This window comes from Tenacibaculum sp. MAR_2009_124 (genome assembly GCF_900105455.1).
Taxonomy (GTDB): domain Bacteria; phylum Bacteroidota; class Bacteroidia; order Flavobacteriales; family Flavobacteriaceae; genus Polaribacter.
Genome location: NZ_FNSF01000008.1, coordinates 456970 through 471560, shown reverse-complemented (window position 1 = coordinate 471560; position 14591 = coordinate 456970). Strand labels below are relative to the sequence as shown.

General features: G+C 33.5%; 12 protein-coding genes. 1 reads left to right on the top strand and 11 read right to left on the bottom strand.

Features of this window, described 5'->3' with window-relative positions; genetic code table 11:
* Nucleotides 1-2: 2 nt before the first annotated feature.
* The 11 genes from BLW23_RS22055 to BLW23_RS22010 form a co-directional block, all read right to left on the bottom strand.
* Complete coding sequence (locus tag BLW23_RS22055; protein ID WP_093674022.1) at nucleotides 3-695, bottom strand: ion channel; 693 nt, start codon at nucleotides 693-695, stop codon at nucleotides 3-5.
* A 9-nt stretch (nucleotides 696-704) separates the two neighbouring features.
* On the bottom strand, nucleotides 705-1385 hold the full coding sequence (locus tag BLW23_RS23440; RefSeq protein ID WP_176829910.1) for a DUF4377 domain-containing protein: 681 nt from the start codon (nucleotides 1383-1385) through the stop codon (nucleotides 705-707).
* A 1-nt stretch (nucleotide 1386) separates the two neighbouring features.
* Nucleotides 1387-4497 carry an efflux RND transporter permease subunit gene (locus BLW23_RS22045; RefSeq protein WP_093674020.1) on the bottom strand — a complete coding sequence of 1037 codons (3111 nt, stop codon included), beginning with the start codon at nucleotides 4495-4497 and terminating at the stop codon, nucleotides 1387-1389.
* A 19-nt stretch (nucleotides 4498-4516) separates the two neighbouring features.
* Nucleotides 4517-5602 (bottom strand): efflux RND transporter periplasmic adaptor subunit, encoded by a 1086-nt coding sequence (locus BLW23_RS22040; protein WP_255362862.1) that lies wholly within the window; start codon nucleotides 5600-5602, stop codon nucleotides 4517-4519.
* A gap of 20 nt (nucleotides 5603-5622) precedes the next feature.
* Nucleotides 5623-7701, bottom strand: a complete 2079-nt coding sequence (locus BLW23_RS22035; protein WP_093674018.1) for a TolC family protein — start codon at nucleotides 7699-7701, stop codon at nucleotides 5623-5625.
* 478 nt (nucleotides 7702-8179) lie between these two features.
* Nucleotides 8180-8761, bottom strand: a complete 582-nt coding sequence (locus BLW23_RS22030; RefSeq protein ID WP_093674016.1) for a nucleotidyltransferase family protein — start codon at nucleotides 8759-8761, stop codon at nucleotides 8180-8182.
* A 1-nt stretch (nucleotide 8762) separates the two neighbouring features.
* Nucleotides 8763-9776 carry an XdhC family protein gene (locus BLW23_RS22025; RefSeq protein WP_093674014.1) on the bottom strand — a complete coding sequence of 338 codons (1014 nt, stop codon included), beginning with the start codon at nucleotides 9774-9776 and terminating at the stop codon, nucleotides 8763-8765.
* A 118-nt stretch (nucleotides 9777-9894) separates the two neighbouring features.
* Nucleotides 9895-10605, bottom strand: a complete 711-nt coding sequence (locus tag BLW23_RS23845; protein ID WP_255362861.1) for a molybdopterin cofactor-binding domain-containing protein — start codon at nucleotides 10603-10605, stop codon at nucleotides 9895-9897.
* A complete protein-coding gene (locus tag BLW23_RS22020) occupies nucleotides 10587-12044 on the bottom strand; it encodes a molybdopterin cofactor-binding domain-containing protein (RefSeq protein WP_255362860.1) in 1458 nt (485 codons plus the stop codon). Before BLW23_RS22020 ends, BLW23_RS23845 begins: the two co-directional genes overlap by 19 nt.
* Nucleotides 12037-12531, bottom strand: a complete 495-nt coding sequence (locus BLW23_RS22015) for a (2Fe-2S)-binding protein (RefSeq protein ID WP_093674011.1) — start codon at nucleotides 12529-12531, stop codon at nucleotides 12037-12039. Before BLW23_RS22015 ends, BLW23_RS22020 begins: the two co-directional genes overlap by 8 nt.
* A 53-nt stretch (nucleotides 12532-12584) precedes the next feature.
* A complete protein-coding gene (locus BLW23_RS22010; protein ID WP_093674009.1) occupies nucleotides 12585-13202 on the bottom strand; it encodes a hypothetical protein in 618 nt (205 codons plus the stop codon).
* 282 nt (nucleotides 13203-13484) lie between these two features.
* On the opposite strand from BLW23_RS22010, the gene BLW23_RS22005 reads away from it, so the two are divergent.
* Complete coding sequence (locus BLW23_RS22005; protein WP_093674007.1) at nucleotides 13485-14009, top strand: TetR/AcrR family transcriptional regulator; 525 nt, start codon at nucleotides 13485-13487, stop codon at nucleotides 14007-14009.
* The last annotated feature ends 582 nt before the right edge of the window (nucleotides 14010-14591 follow it).

Below are 14591 nucleotides of genomic sequence, written 5' to 3'. Positions count from 1 at the left end.
TGTTATTTTTCACTTTTAATAATTGAGTGATTAATGTATTTGGTAACGATTATTGCCGTAACTATAGTTATGTAAAATTGTCCAAGTAAACCCAACAAAATTGCTGCTTTTTGAGCGATAGGTATTGCAGGAATAATTTCACCATAACCAATAGTGAGCAAAGTTATAAAAGAATAATACAATAAACTCTCTGCATGAAATCTAAAATCTGTAGACTGATCAACCAATACACCAGTAAAAGCCTGGGAGTGGGTTAGGTCAATTGATATAAACAAAAAGAACCCTAAGAATCCAAGGGAAATATAGCCAGAGGTTAAGCCTAAAATAACTTTTCTATCTACCTTTTTCTCCTTCCAAACTTGTTTTATAATATTCCAAGTAACGATAATGTTAATAATAAAATAGACTAAGAGTCTAATCAATAAATACTCGTCTGTTTGGGCTTTTCTTATGAGCATGTCTCCACCAAACATTAATAAAGAAACAAAAAATAATCCCGTACAAAACCAAAGGGATTTTTTGCTTTTAGAAATGATTAGAATTCCAGTAAGGGTACTCAAAGAGTACAAAAATGGAAGTAATACATTTTCGAAAAGAACGTCAGGGAATATCAATGAACCGAACAATACTATTGTTTGAATAGATAAGTAGAATTCAAATCGTTGTTGATACAAATATTTATAGACGTTAATCATGTTTTATTACTAATCTGTTTTTTTGAAGCGAGCAATTTCTTTTTTACCGCTATCAAAAAGGTATAAATGATTGTTTTTTATTTGATATGAATTCGTTTGAGCAAGAATCTTGAAAAAAGCATCTTCTAGTTTCATGTTTTGACACATCATTTTAGTACTCATCATTCTTTCGTCGAATTTTAGAGTGTTTCCTGAAAGCTTTTTTATGCTTCCATTAAATCTATTGCATGCACCTTTTCCAAAAACTCTATTTTCAGAAAGATTAACTTCCATTTGAGGTCTTTCATTCTCACTATTAACGGTAATTTCCGTTCCGTTTAAGTGCGTAAAAACCCAAATATCATTGAGATTTAGTTTAACGTCTGGTGTTTTTGAAATCACTTCGATTAGTTTATATTTTTTGGTGGATGCATCAGCAGGTACTAAATCCGGATCTAAGGATATAACTGATACTTTCAGTTTATAAATGTTTCCAGGAATATAATCGAACCCTTCAATAGAGTCGTAAAAAAGAGTCCAATTATCTTGATTTAAAACATTTCCAGTTTGAATTTGCATACAATGCATAGGAGCAACTCCGGTGCAAGGAACTTTGCTACTATTTACCCATATTACTTGATGAGAATTTGTTTTGTTAACGGCACAAGAAACTGATATTAATAGCAGAATTAAATAAAATATTTTGTTCATATTATTCATTTAAAAGGTTTTTGTTAAAAGTATAATTTTTATAATTGACCTTAAATAAAATGCTATATAAAGATGGAATGAATAGTAAAGTAATTACTGTCCCAAACAGGAGGCCTACCATGATACTTACTGCCATACCTTCCCACATTTCACCACCAGAAAGGTATAATGGAATTAACCCCAAAACTGTTGTGAATGTAGCTAATAAGATAGGTCTGAATCTTTGTAAACAGGCCGCAATTACAGCATCTTGATCGGTTTTTCCAGAGTTTTGTTCAATTTCCATTCTATCGATTAGTACAATAGCATTGTTAATTACAATTCCAGCCAAAGATATCACTCCTAAAAAAGGCATAAAACCAAAAGGTTCTCCAAAGGTTAATAATCCAACAACAACACCAATAATACCTAAAGGAATTGTGAGTACTACCATTCCCATTTTTCGAAACGAATTAAATTGAACGATAAGTAATAATAAAATAATGAATCCAGATAAAGGTAAATATTGAATTACAGACCCCATACTTTCAGCCGATTGTTTAGCATCTCCACCTAGTTCATAGGTATAGCCTTGCGGCCAATTGTTACTAACTTCTTCTAGCCAAGGAGTTACAACCAACATAATTGCACTAGCATTGGCTCCTTCTCGCAGTTTAGAAGAAATATTTACAGTTCTTCTTAAGTTAAGTCGTTTAATTTTTGAGAATTGCCATTGAGGAACAATATTCGCAACTTGTAATAAAGGAATACTTTTTCCACTTCCCTGGGCAAATACATGTAAAGTTTCAAGTGAGGCCAGCGTTTGTTGTTGGCTGTTGTCACTTCGGAGTAAAATAGGAATAGATTTATTTTCTTCCCTATATTCTCCAGTATTGAATCCATCAAGAACCGTTTGAAGTGAAATAGCAATATCTTGACTTGAAATACCAGCTTTTTGAGCGCGGTTCTGATCTATCTCAATTAAAAACTTTTTACTTTTCGGTCCCCAATCATCTTTAATATTTTTTGTGCCAGCTACTGAAAAAAGTTTTGCTCTAACTGTTTGCGCAATATCGGCAAGTTGGTCAGGGTTTTCTCCTGATATTTTAATTTCTATAGGGTCTCCACCACCACCAGCACCAAGGGCGCCAACTTTGATATCTGCATTCGGGAAATTTTCAAAACAATAAGCGTCTAGTTTTGTAATCATTTCTTTATTTTCTTCGAAGGAAGAAGTATTAACTAAGATATGAGCATAACTTGAATTGGCTTCATCTTGTGTATAACCAAGGTCATACGATTCTGGTCCTTGTCCAACATAGGAAGACCAATCTTCGATTCCTTTTTTGTTTTCTTCTGAAGTTTTTAAAGAGTCTTGCATAAATTGTTCTATCTGACCAACAATTTCTGAAGTCCTTTCAATTTTAGTTCCTAAAGGTAGATTTACATCAATGGTAATCATATTTCTATCACTATCAGGGAAGAAAACAAAATCTACTTTTGTGAATCCATATAATGATAAAAAGAAGGCGACAAATATGGTAATGATTACTTTCCATTTGTTCGACAAAGCGAATAATATAAGGTCTTTATAATATACCTTAAGTGCGTTAATTGTTTTGTCTATGATACTGTCTTTTTTATCTTCCTTTGTATTTACTTTGAAAAATAAATAACAGAACATGGTAATCACTGTTAACGCTATGACCCATGACGAAAGTAATGCTATTGTTATAACTACGAATATTGGTCCGACAATATCACCCATGGTAGTTGGAGACATATAAAATGCTAAGAAAGCAGCCGATGTGGTTAAAGTAGAAATTAAAAGAGGCATCCATAATTCAGAAAATGCTTCAATGGCCGCATTATATTTCTTTGTTCCTTTTTCCATTTTTACCATGATAGTTTCCGCAACCACAATAGCATTATCCACGAGCATTCCTAACGCCATAATTAATGCTGCCAAGGTAACCTGATTCAACCCCATATTGATAACTCCCATAATCATTAAGGTCATAATAGTTACAATTGGAATGAGGCTAGCAATAACAAAACCTGTTCTGAAACCAAGAAAGATTAACATTACCGCTAATACAATACCAATTGATTGCAAAAGATTGGAAATAAAATTGTCAATTTTAACATCGATGTATGTGTCTAAAGAAGAAACTCTCGTGAGTTCCAATCCTACTGGAAGTTTGGTTTCCCATTGGTTAACTACTGAGTTTACGGCTTCACCTAATTTGATAACATTCGCTCCTTTTTTTAAATTAACATGAAGAGAAATTGCTGTTTTACCATTTATTTTTACAATTTGTGTAGATGGATTGATGTATCCTTTTTTCACATTAGTAATAAGTCCTAGTTTTACTAATTGACTACCATTTCCTACTGGAATTAATAATTCTTTTATATCATTTACAGAATTAAAATTCCCTGTAGGCTCAAGAATAATTCGTTCATCACCAACATTCACTTGACCACCAGAGCTTAAAATATTAGTGGAGGAGATAAATTGTTGTAGTTTAGAAGAAGAGAGTCCATATTCCTTTAAACGAGCGTTATCGAATTCAATGAAAACTCTTTCATCCTGAACACCACCAAGAGTTACTTTGGCAGCGTCTGGCAACTTTATCAAATCATCTTTAATATCGTCGGCATAATCTTTTACCTGTGCATAAGAAAAACCATCGGAAGTTAAACCGACAACAATGCCGTAAACATCACCAATTCCATCGTCGTTAAGGTTTGGTGTGACACCTTGAGGTAACCCTTGCATTGCGTTTAGTTTTCGTCGTAAGCGATCCCAAACAGATTGCATGTCCTTTTGCTTTACTTCGTCCTTTAAGAATACTGAGACTATTGATAATCCGGTTCTTGAGGTACTTGAAACATCTTTTAACTCAGGTAATTCTTGAGCTATTTTTTCTATTTTGTCACTTACGAGTTGTTCAACTCTTTCAGGACTTGCTCCGGGAAATATTGAAACGACCGTAGCAACGCGAACCGTGTATGGAGGCATACTATCTCTGGAAAGTCCTGAATACATCACAATTCCCATTAAAATAATAGTCGCCAAAACAGTAAATGTAATTCTGTTTTTATCTATTGAAAATTTTGCTAAATTCATTTGATTGGTTCGTTTTAGGTTATTGAAGTTTTATCTCTTGGCCATCTAATAGTGTTTGTAATCCTGCTGTGGCAATTTTTTGACCAGCAGTAAGCCCAGACTTTATAATAAAACCATCTGATGTTAACTCTCCAATCGTTACTTGTTGTTTCGTAACCGTACTCTTATCTCCTTCATTAATCAGAAATACAAAATTCCCTTTACTGTCCTCTCCAACTGCATTTGCCGGAACTACCAATTCTTTAATTTCTTCTTTTGTATCATTACCAAAATGAAAAGTAACATTCGCAGCCATGCCGCTTTTAATTTCATTAGTTGCATTTAACAATGCAATTCTAACTGGATAAGTAGCCGTATTAGCATCTACTGCTGGGGAAACTTCGGTAACTTTTCCATTAAAATTGTTTCCTTCGAGTGAAGAAAAAGATATATCAACCTGCATGTTTTCTTTTACTAGATTGATAATGTTTTCTGGTAATCCTAAAGAAATCTCCATATCCGTCCCTGCATTGAGTGTTGCAATTGTTTGACCAGGACTAACATTTTCATCTATTTCAGCATTTACAGAAGCTATAATCCCATTTTCTGGAGCAATTAAGTATCCAAACTTTATTTGTTCTTTTTGGAGTTCAACGCTTTGTTTTGCAGAATTGTAAGAATTTTTTGCTGAGGTGTATTGATTTTTAGCAGACTCATAATTACTTAAAGCAACGCTCCCTTTTTCAAATAGAGTTTTTGTTCTGTCTAAGCTTAACTTTGCTGTATTCATTGATGATTCAGCACTATTTAATGAAGATAAAGCACTTTGATAATTTAATCTAGCTTGAACGTTATCTAAGGTAGCTAATTGTTGCCCTTTTCTAACTCTTTGTCCAATTTTAATATTGAACTTTGTAATAATTCCAGAACTTCTAAAACTTAATTTTATAATCTTGTCTGTACGTGAAGTTCCGCTGAATGATTGAGTTTTGTCCCCACCAAAATATCCTACAGTTTTATATAATACCGGACGAACTAATTTTTTTTCCTGTTTGATTTCTTTACCACAAGATATGTAGGCTAGGATAAAAAAAGAATATGTGAATAATTGAATTAAATATTTCATTGGTAAAAGTTTTAGGCTGGTTAATTTTTTGATAATAGGTATTCCTGAAAACGTTGTGTAAACTGATTGTTTTCTGCTTTTGAGTGTAACAAAAAGAAGTATCCAATAGTACGTTCTAATTGTATGGCATTGCTCAGAAAGTTATAAATAGCATTCGCTTTGGCTAATTGAGCGTTTAAATAGTTGTTTTGTGCGTCGATTAACTGTACAAAATTAACAGCGCCTTCTTGGTATGAAGATTGAATGAGTTCCAAAGATTCCTTAGCAGTTGCTTCAGATACTTTCGATAAGCCTATATTGGATATTTGATTAATCAAATTAAGAACCCCGCTTCTAACATTTACAGAGATAGCTAACTCACTATTTTGCTGATTGTATTCAATTTGTTCTTTTTGAATAATGGCAGTTTGTTTATCAATATTATTTGTATTTCGGTTAAAAATAGGAAGTGAAAGATTCAACCCAACATTATAATTAGTATCTACTAAATTGAAACCTATCGGAGGAGTACTACCTGCGCCACTTCGATTGAAAGTATGATTATACTGTCCTTGAAGAGCAACAGTAGGTAAAAATCTATTGTTTCCATTTAGTTTAATTGATCGTTTAGTAGCTGTTAAATTATAACCTAAAGATTTTAATTCAGGTGCATTGTTTTTAGCTTCCTCAATTAGAAAAGCAATAAAAGGTTCTCTGGTAGTTGGGTTATCCAATAACTGGGTTAATTGCTGATAATTGTATTCTTTATAAATACCTTTATCTAAATAAGCATCATCAACATCAATGCGCATTTCTATAGGATTATTTAATACTTGATTCAAACTAATAAATCCTTGTTCCAATTGGTTAATGGCTTCCACCATAACCTGAGTATTCTGTGCTAATTCACTTCGAAATCGTAAAACATCAGATTTACCCGATTGCCCTATTTCAAAGTTTTCTTGAGCGATTTGAAGATTTCGCTTGGTAAAGTCTAAATTTCGTTGCCTAATTTGCGCGTTTGTTTTTAATATTAGGGTATTGAAATAGGTTTGAGAGGCGTTTAAAATAGTATTTAGTTCTTCCGAGTTATAAGATTCTATTTGTGCTTTTTCAAGGTTTTCTTGAATCGTTATATTGGCATTCGCAGCTGGAGAAAATACGGTTTGTTGTAAACTAAGATTTCCAGAAACGGAAAATTCTGGATTTTGCCCGTTACTAATTTCAGCTAGTTTTGGATCGATATAGGTTCCAGTAACAGAAGAAGTAAGGCTTGGTAAATAGTTACTTTTTGCAGATTTTACATTTTGTTTACTCAGTTCAATGTTTTTTTTGTTGGCTAATAAACCTAAGTTTCTTCCCGTAACTTGACTCATCACGTCGAGCAAATTATATTGTTTTTCAGCCAGAACATTTTTCATTTCGCCAACAAAGTCCGTAGTATTAATTAAGCTATATTTTATGGGGACACCAACGGCAGTTGCAGTATTATAATTCACGGTTAAGCGAGGACTAGATTCTATATATACAGGCATTTCAGAAAGAGGCGTTCCGTTAATATAGGTTTCAACGGTTAAGGCAACACGACGGATAAACTGAGCGGAATTGTTTTCTGACTGATTTGTAGCCATAATACCATTTCGGACATCTTTGATACTATTGATTGTGAATGAAGGTAGTTTTTTCTCAATTAAAATGGTTGATAATTGCTTCACTTCAGTGTCCGACATAAAAAAACCACCAGCTATATATACGGCATCAATATTTTTTAGGTTAGAAACAATATCGTTATTATTTCGATAAGGAATTAGTTTATAACTAGTGTTTAGCAGCTGCATTTCTTTATCGAGTATTTCTTTAAAAGAAAGCATCTTTAACACTTGCTCTTCAATTATAATCCCCACCTTTTTAAAATTAGTAAGCTGTTGTAAGCTCTTTAAATCGGTTAGATACGATTGTGAGTTTATTAAATAGGTGAAATTTTTGACGCCAGAAGTGGCTTTGGAAAAATCAATAGTATTGAAATCTCGGTTAATGGCTCCAAATAAAATGGTCGGTTTTTTATAAGATCTTTGTTCTTCTACAATTTTGCTATTAACAATACCAAAAGCAAGAATCATGTTTACAGATTCGTTGTTTATGAGGTTTTGATAGTTCTTTTTGGCAGTATCAATACTATAATTGTTAACCAGAAAATTGCCGTCTTTGAAAAGAATGTTCGCATCTTCACCAACAATTGTAACTATCTGTTTTTTAATTGTTTAAGCAGGGGAGTAATCTCTTCAGTGTAATTGTCCATTAGGATACCAATGTTGTAGCTTTTTTTCGTTTGTGCGTACGAAATAGATAGCCACAACACTAATAAAAGTGTGGGTAGTTTTCTCATGTATAAATGTTTTTTGTTAGAAAAGGACTTCTGAATGGGGGAGTTATTTAAAAGTAAAAAAAAACAATTGAATAAAAAAATGTTTAGTATTATTACAATTTGTAAAATATTGTTTTCTTTTGCTAGGGGTTATTTCAGTTGTGTTTTCGTGTTGTTTTGTGGTATTTGTTAATATGATTGTTGATTCAAAAAATGTCTTTTATGAATTTATTTTAGTGCTTTCTGACATAATGTTCATATTCTTCTTGTGTGTCAATATCTATCAAGTTCACCTTTGGCATTTTTAGAATGTTATCACTATGTTTACTTAATAGTTCTTTAGCTCCTTTATCTCCAGTTAATTTTGATAGATGTTGATAAAAGCGTCGAGGGAATAATGCAGGAACGCCTATTCTGTTTCCGTAATTGGAAGCTATAATCTTCTCAGGATCCATGCAGGATTTAGAAATGATTTCTTTTAAATACCCATTTGTTACAAAGGGTTGATCGGCCAGTATGATTAATACGTTGTCAAAATCTTTTTGACTAACATAACGAATACCTACTTTAATACTAGCACTCAGTCCATTTTGAAAGTTAGAGTTGTGTATAATTGTAATGGGATAAGTCGATATACTTTTCTCAACTATTTCTCGCTTTGCTCCCGTAATACATATAACTTCTGTATTTACTATTTTCAAAGCCTGTTCTATAGTCCATCCTAACAATGTAGTATGTCTATAAGGTAGCAACTGCTTTGCAGTTCCCATTCGAGAAGATTTTCCTGCTGCGAGTATTACAATAGCGGTTTTCATATCATGAATGAATATTACCTATAATTTTCTTTAAAGAAAATACTTCTTTATCACGAACTACTGATAGAATTTCTGCGACAATCGAAAGGGCGATTTCTTCAGGCGTAATCGCTCCGATATTTAGTCCAGCTGGAGTATGAATTCTATCTAAAAACTCCTCAGATACATTTGGAGTCAATTCAAAAAGCTCGTTAAATAGCTTTTCTCTTCTTTTTGCGGCACCCAATACACCTATGTAAGCAGAATTCGTTTCCTGCAATCTGACCAAGTATCTTAAATCATATGAAAAATTATGATTCATGATAACAATTGCGGTATACTCATTAATTTCTTCTAATTGAACAATTTCGGGAGTTTGTGCAATTACGGAATTGGCTCCAGGAAAATCTTTTAGTTGTTTAGGATCTTTTATAGATGTAATTACATCAACCTGCCACCCTAGTATCTTTCCTTGCTTGCAAAGTTTTACAGCATCATGTTCACCACCAATAATTAATAATCTAAAAAGTGGTGATAAATTTTGTTTAAAAATACCCGATAAAGAGGTGTCTATTTCGTGTTGATCGTTCAATGAGAAGGGGTGTTTATTCAATGTAACAATTGAGCCAAATGAACCTTCGCTTTCATCACCTAAATTATAAAAAGACTCTATGGAAAACTGATCTCTATTATTAATTATTTTTAGAAATTCTGAGATGAATTCTTTTGATATCCGTATTGGTTCCAAAAGAATATATAAAATTCCTTCGCATCCCAATCGGTATCTTCCATCGTAGGCAATTACCTTTGCTATTTGAGTCTCAAAAACAGATTTAGCGCGTCGTTGAACTTCTTTTTCCACGCATCCTCCACTCACGGCACCAGTAATAGAATCATCTGATGATAATAACATTCTAACGCCAGGTTTTCTATAGGAAGAACCTTCTAAATGTACAACTGTAGCCAATACATTGGCGATTCCCAGTTGTTGATTTAGTAGTGCCTGCTGTATAATGTGTTTAAATTCGTGAGTCATATGAATGGTTAAAAAAATGTTCTTTTTTAAAAATAATGATATTTCTATTGCATAGATAAATTAGGAGTAATCTTTAACAGTATTTTAATTCGATTACTCCTAAAGTACAATCCTAAAACTATCCTTCCAATTTTAACGGTAAATCTGTTAATCGCTTTCCAGTAATTCTTCTTATAGCATTCCCAATAGCTGCTGCAATGGGACCCATAGGTGGTTCTCCAACGGGTAATGGGATATCTTTCCCTTGTATAAAATGAACATCTATCTCTTTTGGTGAATGTTTCATCAAAGCCATGTCATAGGGACCATATATTGTTGGATAAAGCTCTCCATTTTCTAAAGTCATTTTTTCAAACATTGCTGCGCTCATTCCCATTATTATCGCCCCTTCGCATTGCGCTTTTACTTGATCTGGATTTACAATTAAACCACAGTCAAAAGCACAAACTACCTTGTGAACTTTAATTATATTATTCACTACAGACACATCAACAACATGAGCCGCTGGAGAATTACTATCTGTTGAGGCAGCAAAGCCCATAGCGCGGTTTCCTTTTATTTCGTCCGAGTAATTGGCTTTTTCTGAAGCCAATTTTATAACGTTTTTTATTCTTTCGGGAAGCTCTTCATCAGTAAGCTGAGCAAGTCTAAAGTCTACAGGATTTTTATTCGCTTTAATAGCCATTTCATCTACAAAACTCTCTATAGCAAAAGTATTGGCCAATAAACCTAAACTTCTCCACCAGCTGGTAGCAAAAGGCAAGGTTGTATGCCATTGCACCGCACGGTAATTAGGAATATTGGTATACATTATATTTCCTCCGCGCATAGCCCAACATCAGTTCCTAATACTGAATGTAAAGCATTTGGAATGATAATAGAGCCAACAGCAACATCACCACTTGCATAATGATGCTCTAGATTTTCTAAAAATCCATTACTGTTTAGTTTCCCTTTAACAATATGGTGGGTTGGAGGTCTGAACAAATCGTTTTGAAATTCCTCTTTCCGGCTGAAGATATATTTAACAGGCTTGCCAACTTCCTTTGAAAGTGTAACCGCATCAATAGCATGATTCGTGTTTAATCTTCTGCCAAAACCACCTCCTAAATAAGTAGGAACAATGTTTACATTTTCTGGGTCAATATCGAAGGCTTTAGCCACATGTTCTTGTGTTTTTCCAGGAACCTGAGTTGACAAGATAACGGTGATGTTGTTTGCGTCGTAGGAAGCTACAGCGCCATTAGGTTCAATTTGAGCGTGAGCACCAATAGGGCTAGAAAACTCCATGGTGACCATGTTACTGTCATTGTCATCAAGTTGCTCACCTTTCTTCTGAGTGATCATTTCATTTCCTTTACCTACTTTTAATACATTTCTAATTTCTGCTTCAGTCCATTTTTTTGGAATGTCCCATTCTATGGTTAAAAGATGCTTAGCAGCCAATGCTTGGGCATATGATTCGGCTACAATTCCTACCCAATCATTATTTTGAACAATTTTAACAACTCCATTTGCAGTTTTAGCTTCGGTATCGTTAACATTCTTTATGGAAGCTCCAATAGCACTTGGTCTAACAATAATAGCATACAGCATATCTGGTAACTCAGCATCCAAGCCAAATATTGGATCTCCAAAAACCTTTGCATCTAAATCAATTCTTTTAATCGGTTTACCAATAAATTTAAAGGAGGATTCTTTTAAAGGAGGAGTATCTGGAATATCCCATGTTGTAACTCCTTTAGCAGCTTCTGAATACGTAATTGTTTTTCCTCCACCTGAAATAATACCTTCTTTCGTAGTGAGTTTAGAATGGTCAATACCTAATTTTTTACCTGCCTCAATTTTAAGCATTTCTTTCATGGTAGCTGACAATTCCCGCAACGGTTTCCATAATCCACCAACCGAGAGACTGCCACCTGTACTCATACCGTCAATAACTCCAGTTTTGGTAGCAGCACCAATAACATCAATTTGCTCAATGGTTACATCCATTTCCTCAGCAATCATTTGAGCGAAACTAGTAAAAGACCCTTGTCCCATTTCAACTTTAGGAGAATGAAAGATAACTTTATTGTCTTCGGTTAGTTCAAACCATAGGTTGGGCTCGGTTCCATTACCCATATATATAGGAGCCATGGTTTCTGCCATTTCTAGCATGCCTCTTCTTAGAGGATTCCTGAAAACGTAAGTTCCGACAGCTAAAACACCCAAAGTTCCGAGGCCACCACGAACTAAAAACTTACGACGTGAAATATTTTTACTCATGGTTTTCGACTTTTGTTATTGTTAATTTATTGTTCAATTCAGCTGCTCTGTGAATAGCTTTTCGCATGCGATAATAGGTTGCACAGCGACAGATGTTAACAATATTGTTATCAATGTCATCATCCGTTGGATTAGGGTTTTCATTTAATAAAGCCGCTGTGGCCATCATGAAGCCAGGTTGACAGTAGCCGCATTGTGGAACTATTTCATCAATCCAAGCTTGTTGCACAGGATGAGGTTTTTCTTTAGTTCCTAACCCTTCAATGGTTGTGATGTTTTTTCCTTCTGCAAATTTCACTGCATACGAGCAAGACCTTACAGCTTGGTCATTGACATGGAGTGTACAGGCTCCACATGCAGCTTTTCCACATCCGAATTTTGTGCCTTTCAGATTTAATAAATCTCGAATTACCCAAAGCAAAGGTGTATTAGGATCATCTATTTCAATCGTAGAAGGTGTATTGTTTATGTTGAATGATATTTTCATCTGTTTTTTTGGTTTATGATAGTTAAATCTAGCTAGTCATATGTTGTTAATTTTTATTCCTCAGGTATGACAGCACCATTTTTGAACCATTTTTTAACAGCTTTAATGTATTCATTTTTAGGGATAGGTGGTTGCTCTCGAGGTGTTCCATTGGCATTTACTCCAGGGGTCCATGCCCATAAAACAAGTGCGTGTTCTGTTAAATGATGCATGACTTCTTCGTGAGTGCGATTGCCATTGTTTTCGTGATTTAACATAGATTTGGCGATCTCTGTTCTAGATAAACCTTCCCAGCGCATACTTTCTGGAGCCAAACTCCATTCTGGGGCTCCAGGAACACCAGAGAAGTTGTTGTTTTCATTTTGATGGCAGGTAGTACATTTTGTTGCTTGAAAACCTAAATTGTTTTGGCCTCTGGTCATTCCGAAGTAGTGAGGATGGCTATCTTCTCCTTGTTTTGGAACGTTGTCATTTGGATGGCAATTAACACAACGTTTATGTGTTAAGACATCCATCATTTTATCAAAAGCTTCATGATTTTGTTCATCTTGCATTACTTTAGTAGAGGATATTTTGCTATACTTTAGTTTTTCATTATTAATTGTTGAAGCATATAGTAAACCTGTAATTAAAAGTAAAGGAATGATTAATTGTAAAACGTTTTTTTTCATTTGGTGTTGGTTTTTTAGAGTCAAATGTGAGAGACGTTAAAATGATGCTACGCATTTAATATATCTATTTCAAGGTTAATTTAGATTGTAAGTGAGTACTCACTTACTTTTTAAGTTGTAAGAATACAGATAATTACCTATAAAACTAGCTTTTTTATGTTGGTTTTTTTATATCAATTAAAAATTTGGAACAATTCTAAATAATAATGGGTTATTTTTGTGAAAATAGATATGCTCTAAGTAAAATTAAGGTTTCAATAAGTTTTCATCCCCCTGAAAAATATGACAGACAAGCAACAAAGAATATTAGAAGTGGCTTTGCAGCTTTTTGCAAAAGAAGGTTATAATTCAGTAACAACGGCTAAAATTGCAAAAGAAGCTTGTGTTTCTGAAGGATTGATATTCAAACATTTTAAAAACAAGGAGGGCTTACTTGAGGCTATTAAACAATTACTTAAGGAAAAGTTAGATAAAATAGGAGAAGAGCTTCTCTTAATAAAGGACCCAAAGCTGATTTTAAAAAGAGCCATTGAAATTATATTTGAAATAGATAAAGAGGATTATGATTGCTGGAAACTGCAGTATCAATTAAAAATGGATCCTAATTTCAATGCCTTTGAAAATAAAAAGCCTTTTATTCATTTGCTCACGGGAGTTTTCGAAAAACTCGGATATGAAGATCCAAGTCAAGAAGCTTTTTTGTTTTATTATATAAATGACACGACTTTTTTACAATTGTTAGAAGGGAATATTTCCGATAAAGAGGGTTATAAGCAGTTTCTATTTAAAAAATATAAATTAATCTAAGGATTAGGAAGAAAGGATTTATCGTCGAACTTTTTTTATTATTGAGCTGACTTTAGATTTTTTTTGGAGAATTTGGGTTGTACATGACATAGCTTTTTTTAGCGGGTGGTATAGTTCATTTATAGGTTCAGATTTATCTTAATTTACGTTATCAATTTCAACTACACTATTTAAATTTTCAATACATACTTAGGGATAATATTATTCATCATATAGTTTAATATGCTACCTATATGAAAACGTTTTTTTATGGACGTTTTATTAGAGTTTTAATCAAAAGTTCACAATGTCATTTTGTTTTTCTTTTGCAGCTTATCTTATTACCTAGAGTTTGCTTAATCTTTCTAAGCTACTGTCTGTTCTTTTACTTAACGTTAAACCTCTAAAGAAAAGAATGGTGTTTGTTTCAATTGGAAATGATGTTCTTCAAGTTTTAAAAAAAATGTCTTTAGATTCTATTGATTTTAAACTAATTTTTCCGAAAATTGATTGCTAATAGTACTATTTGATGATTATAACATTCGAACTCTAGTTTTTCTGTAGGATGAACCATCTAAATATGTAACTTTAATGAATGAATAA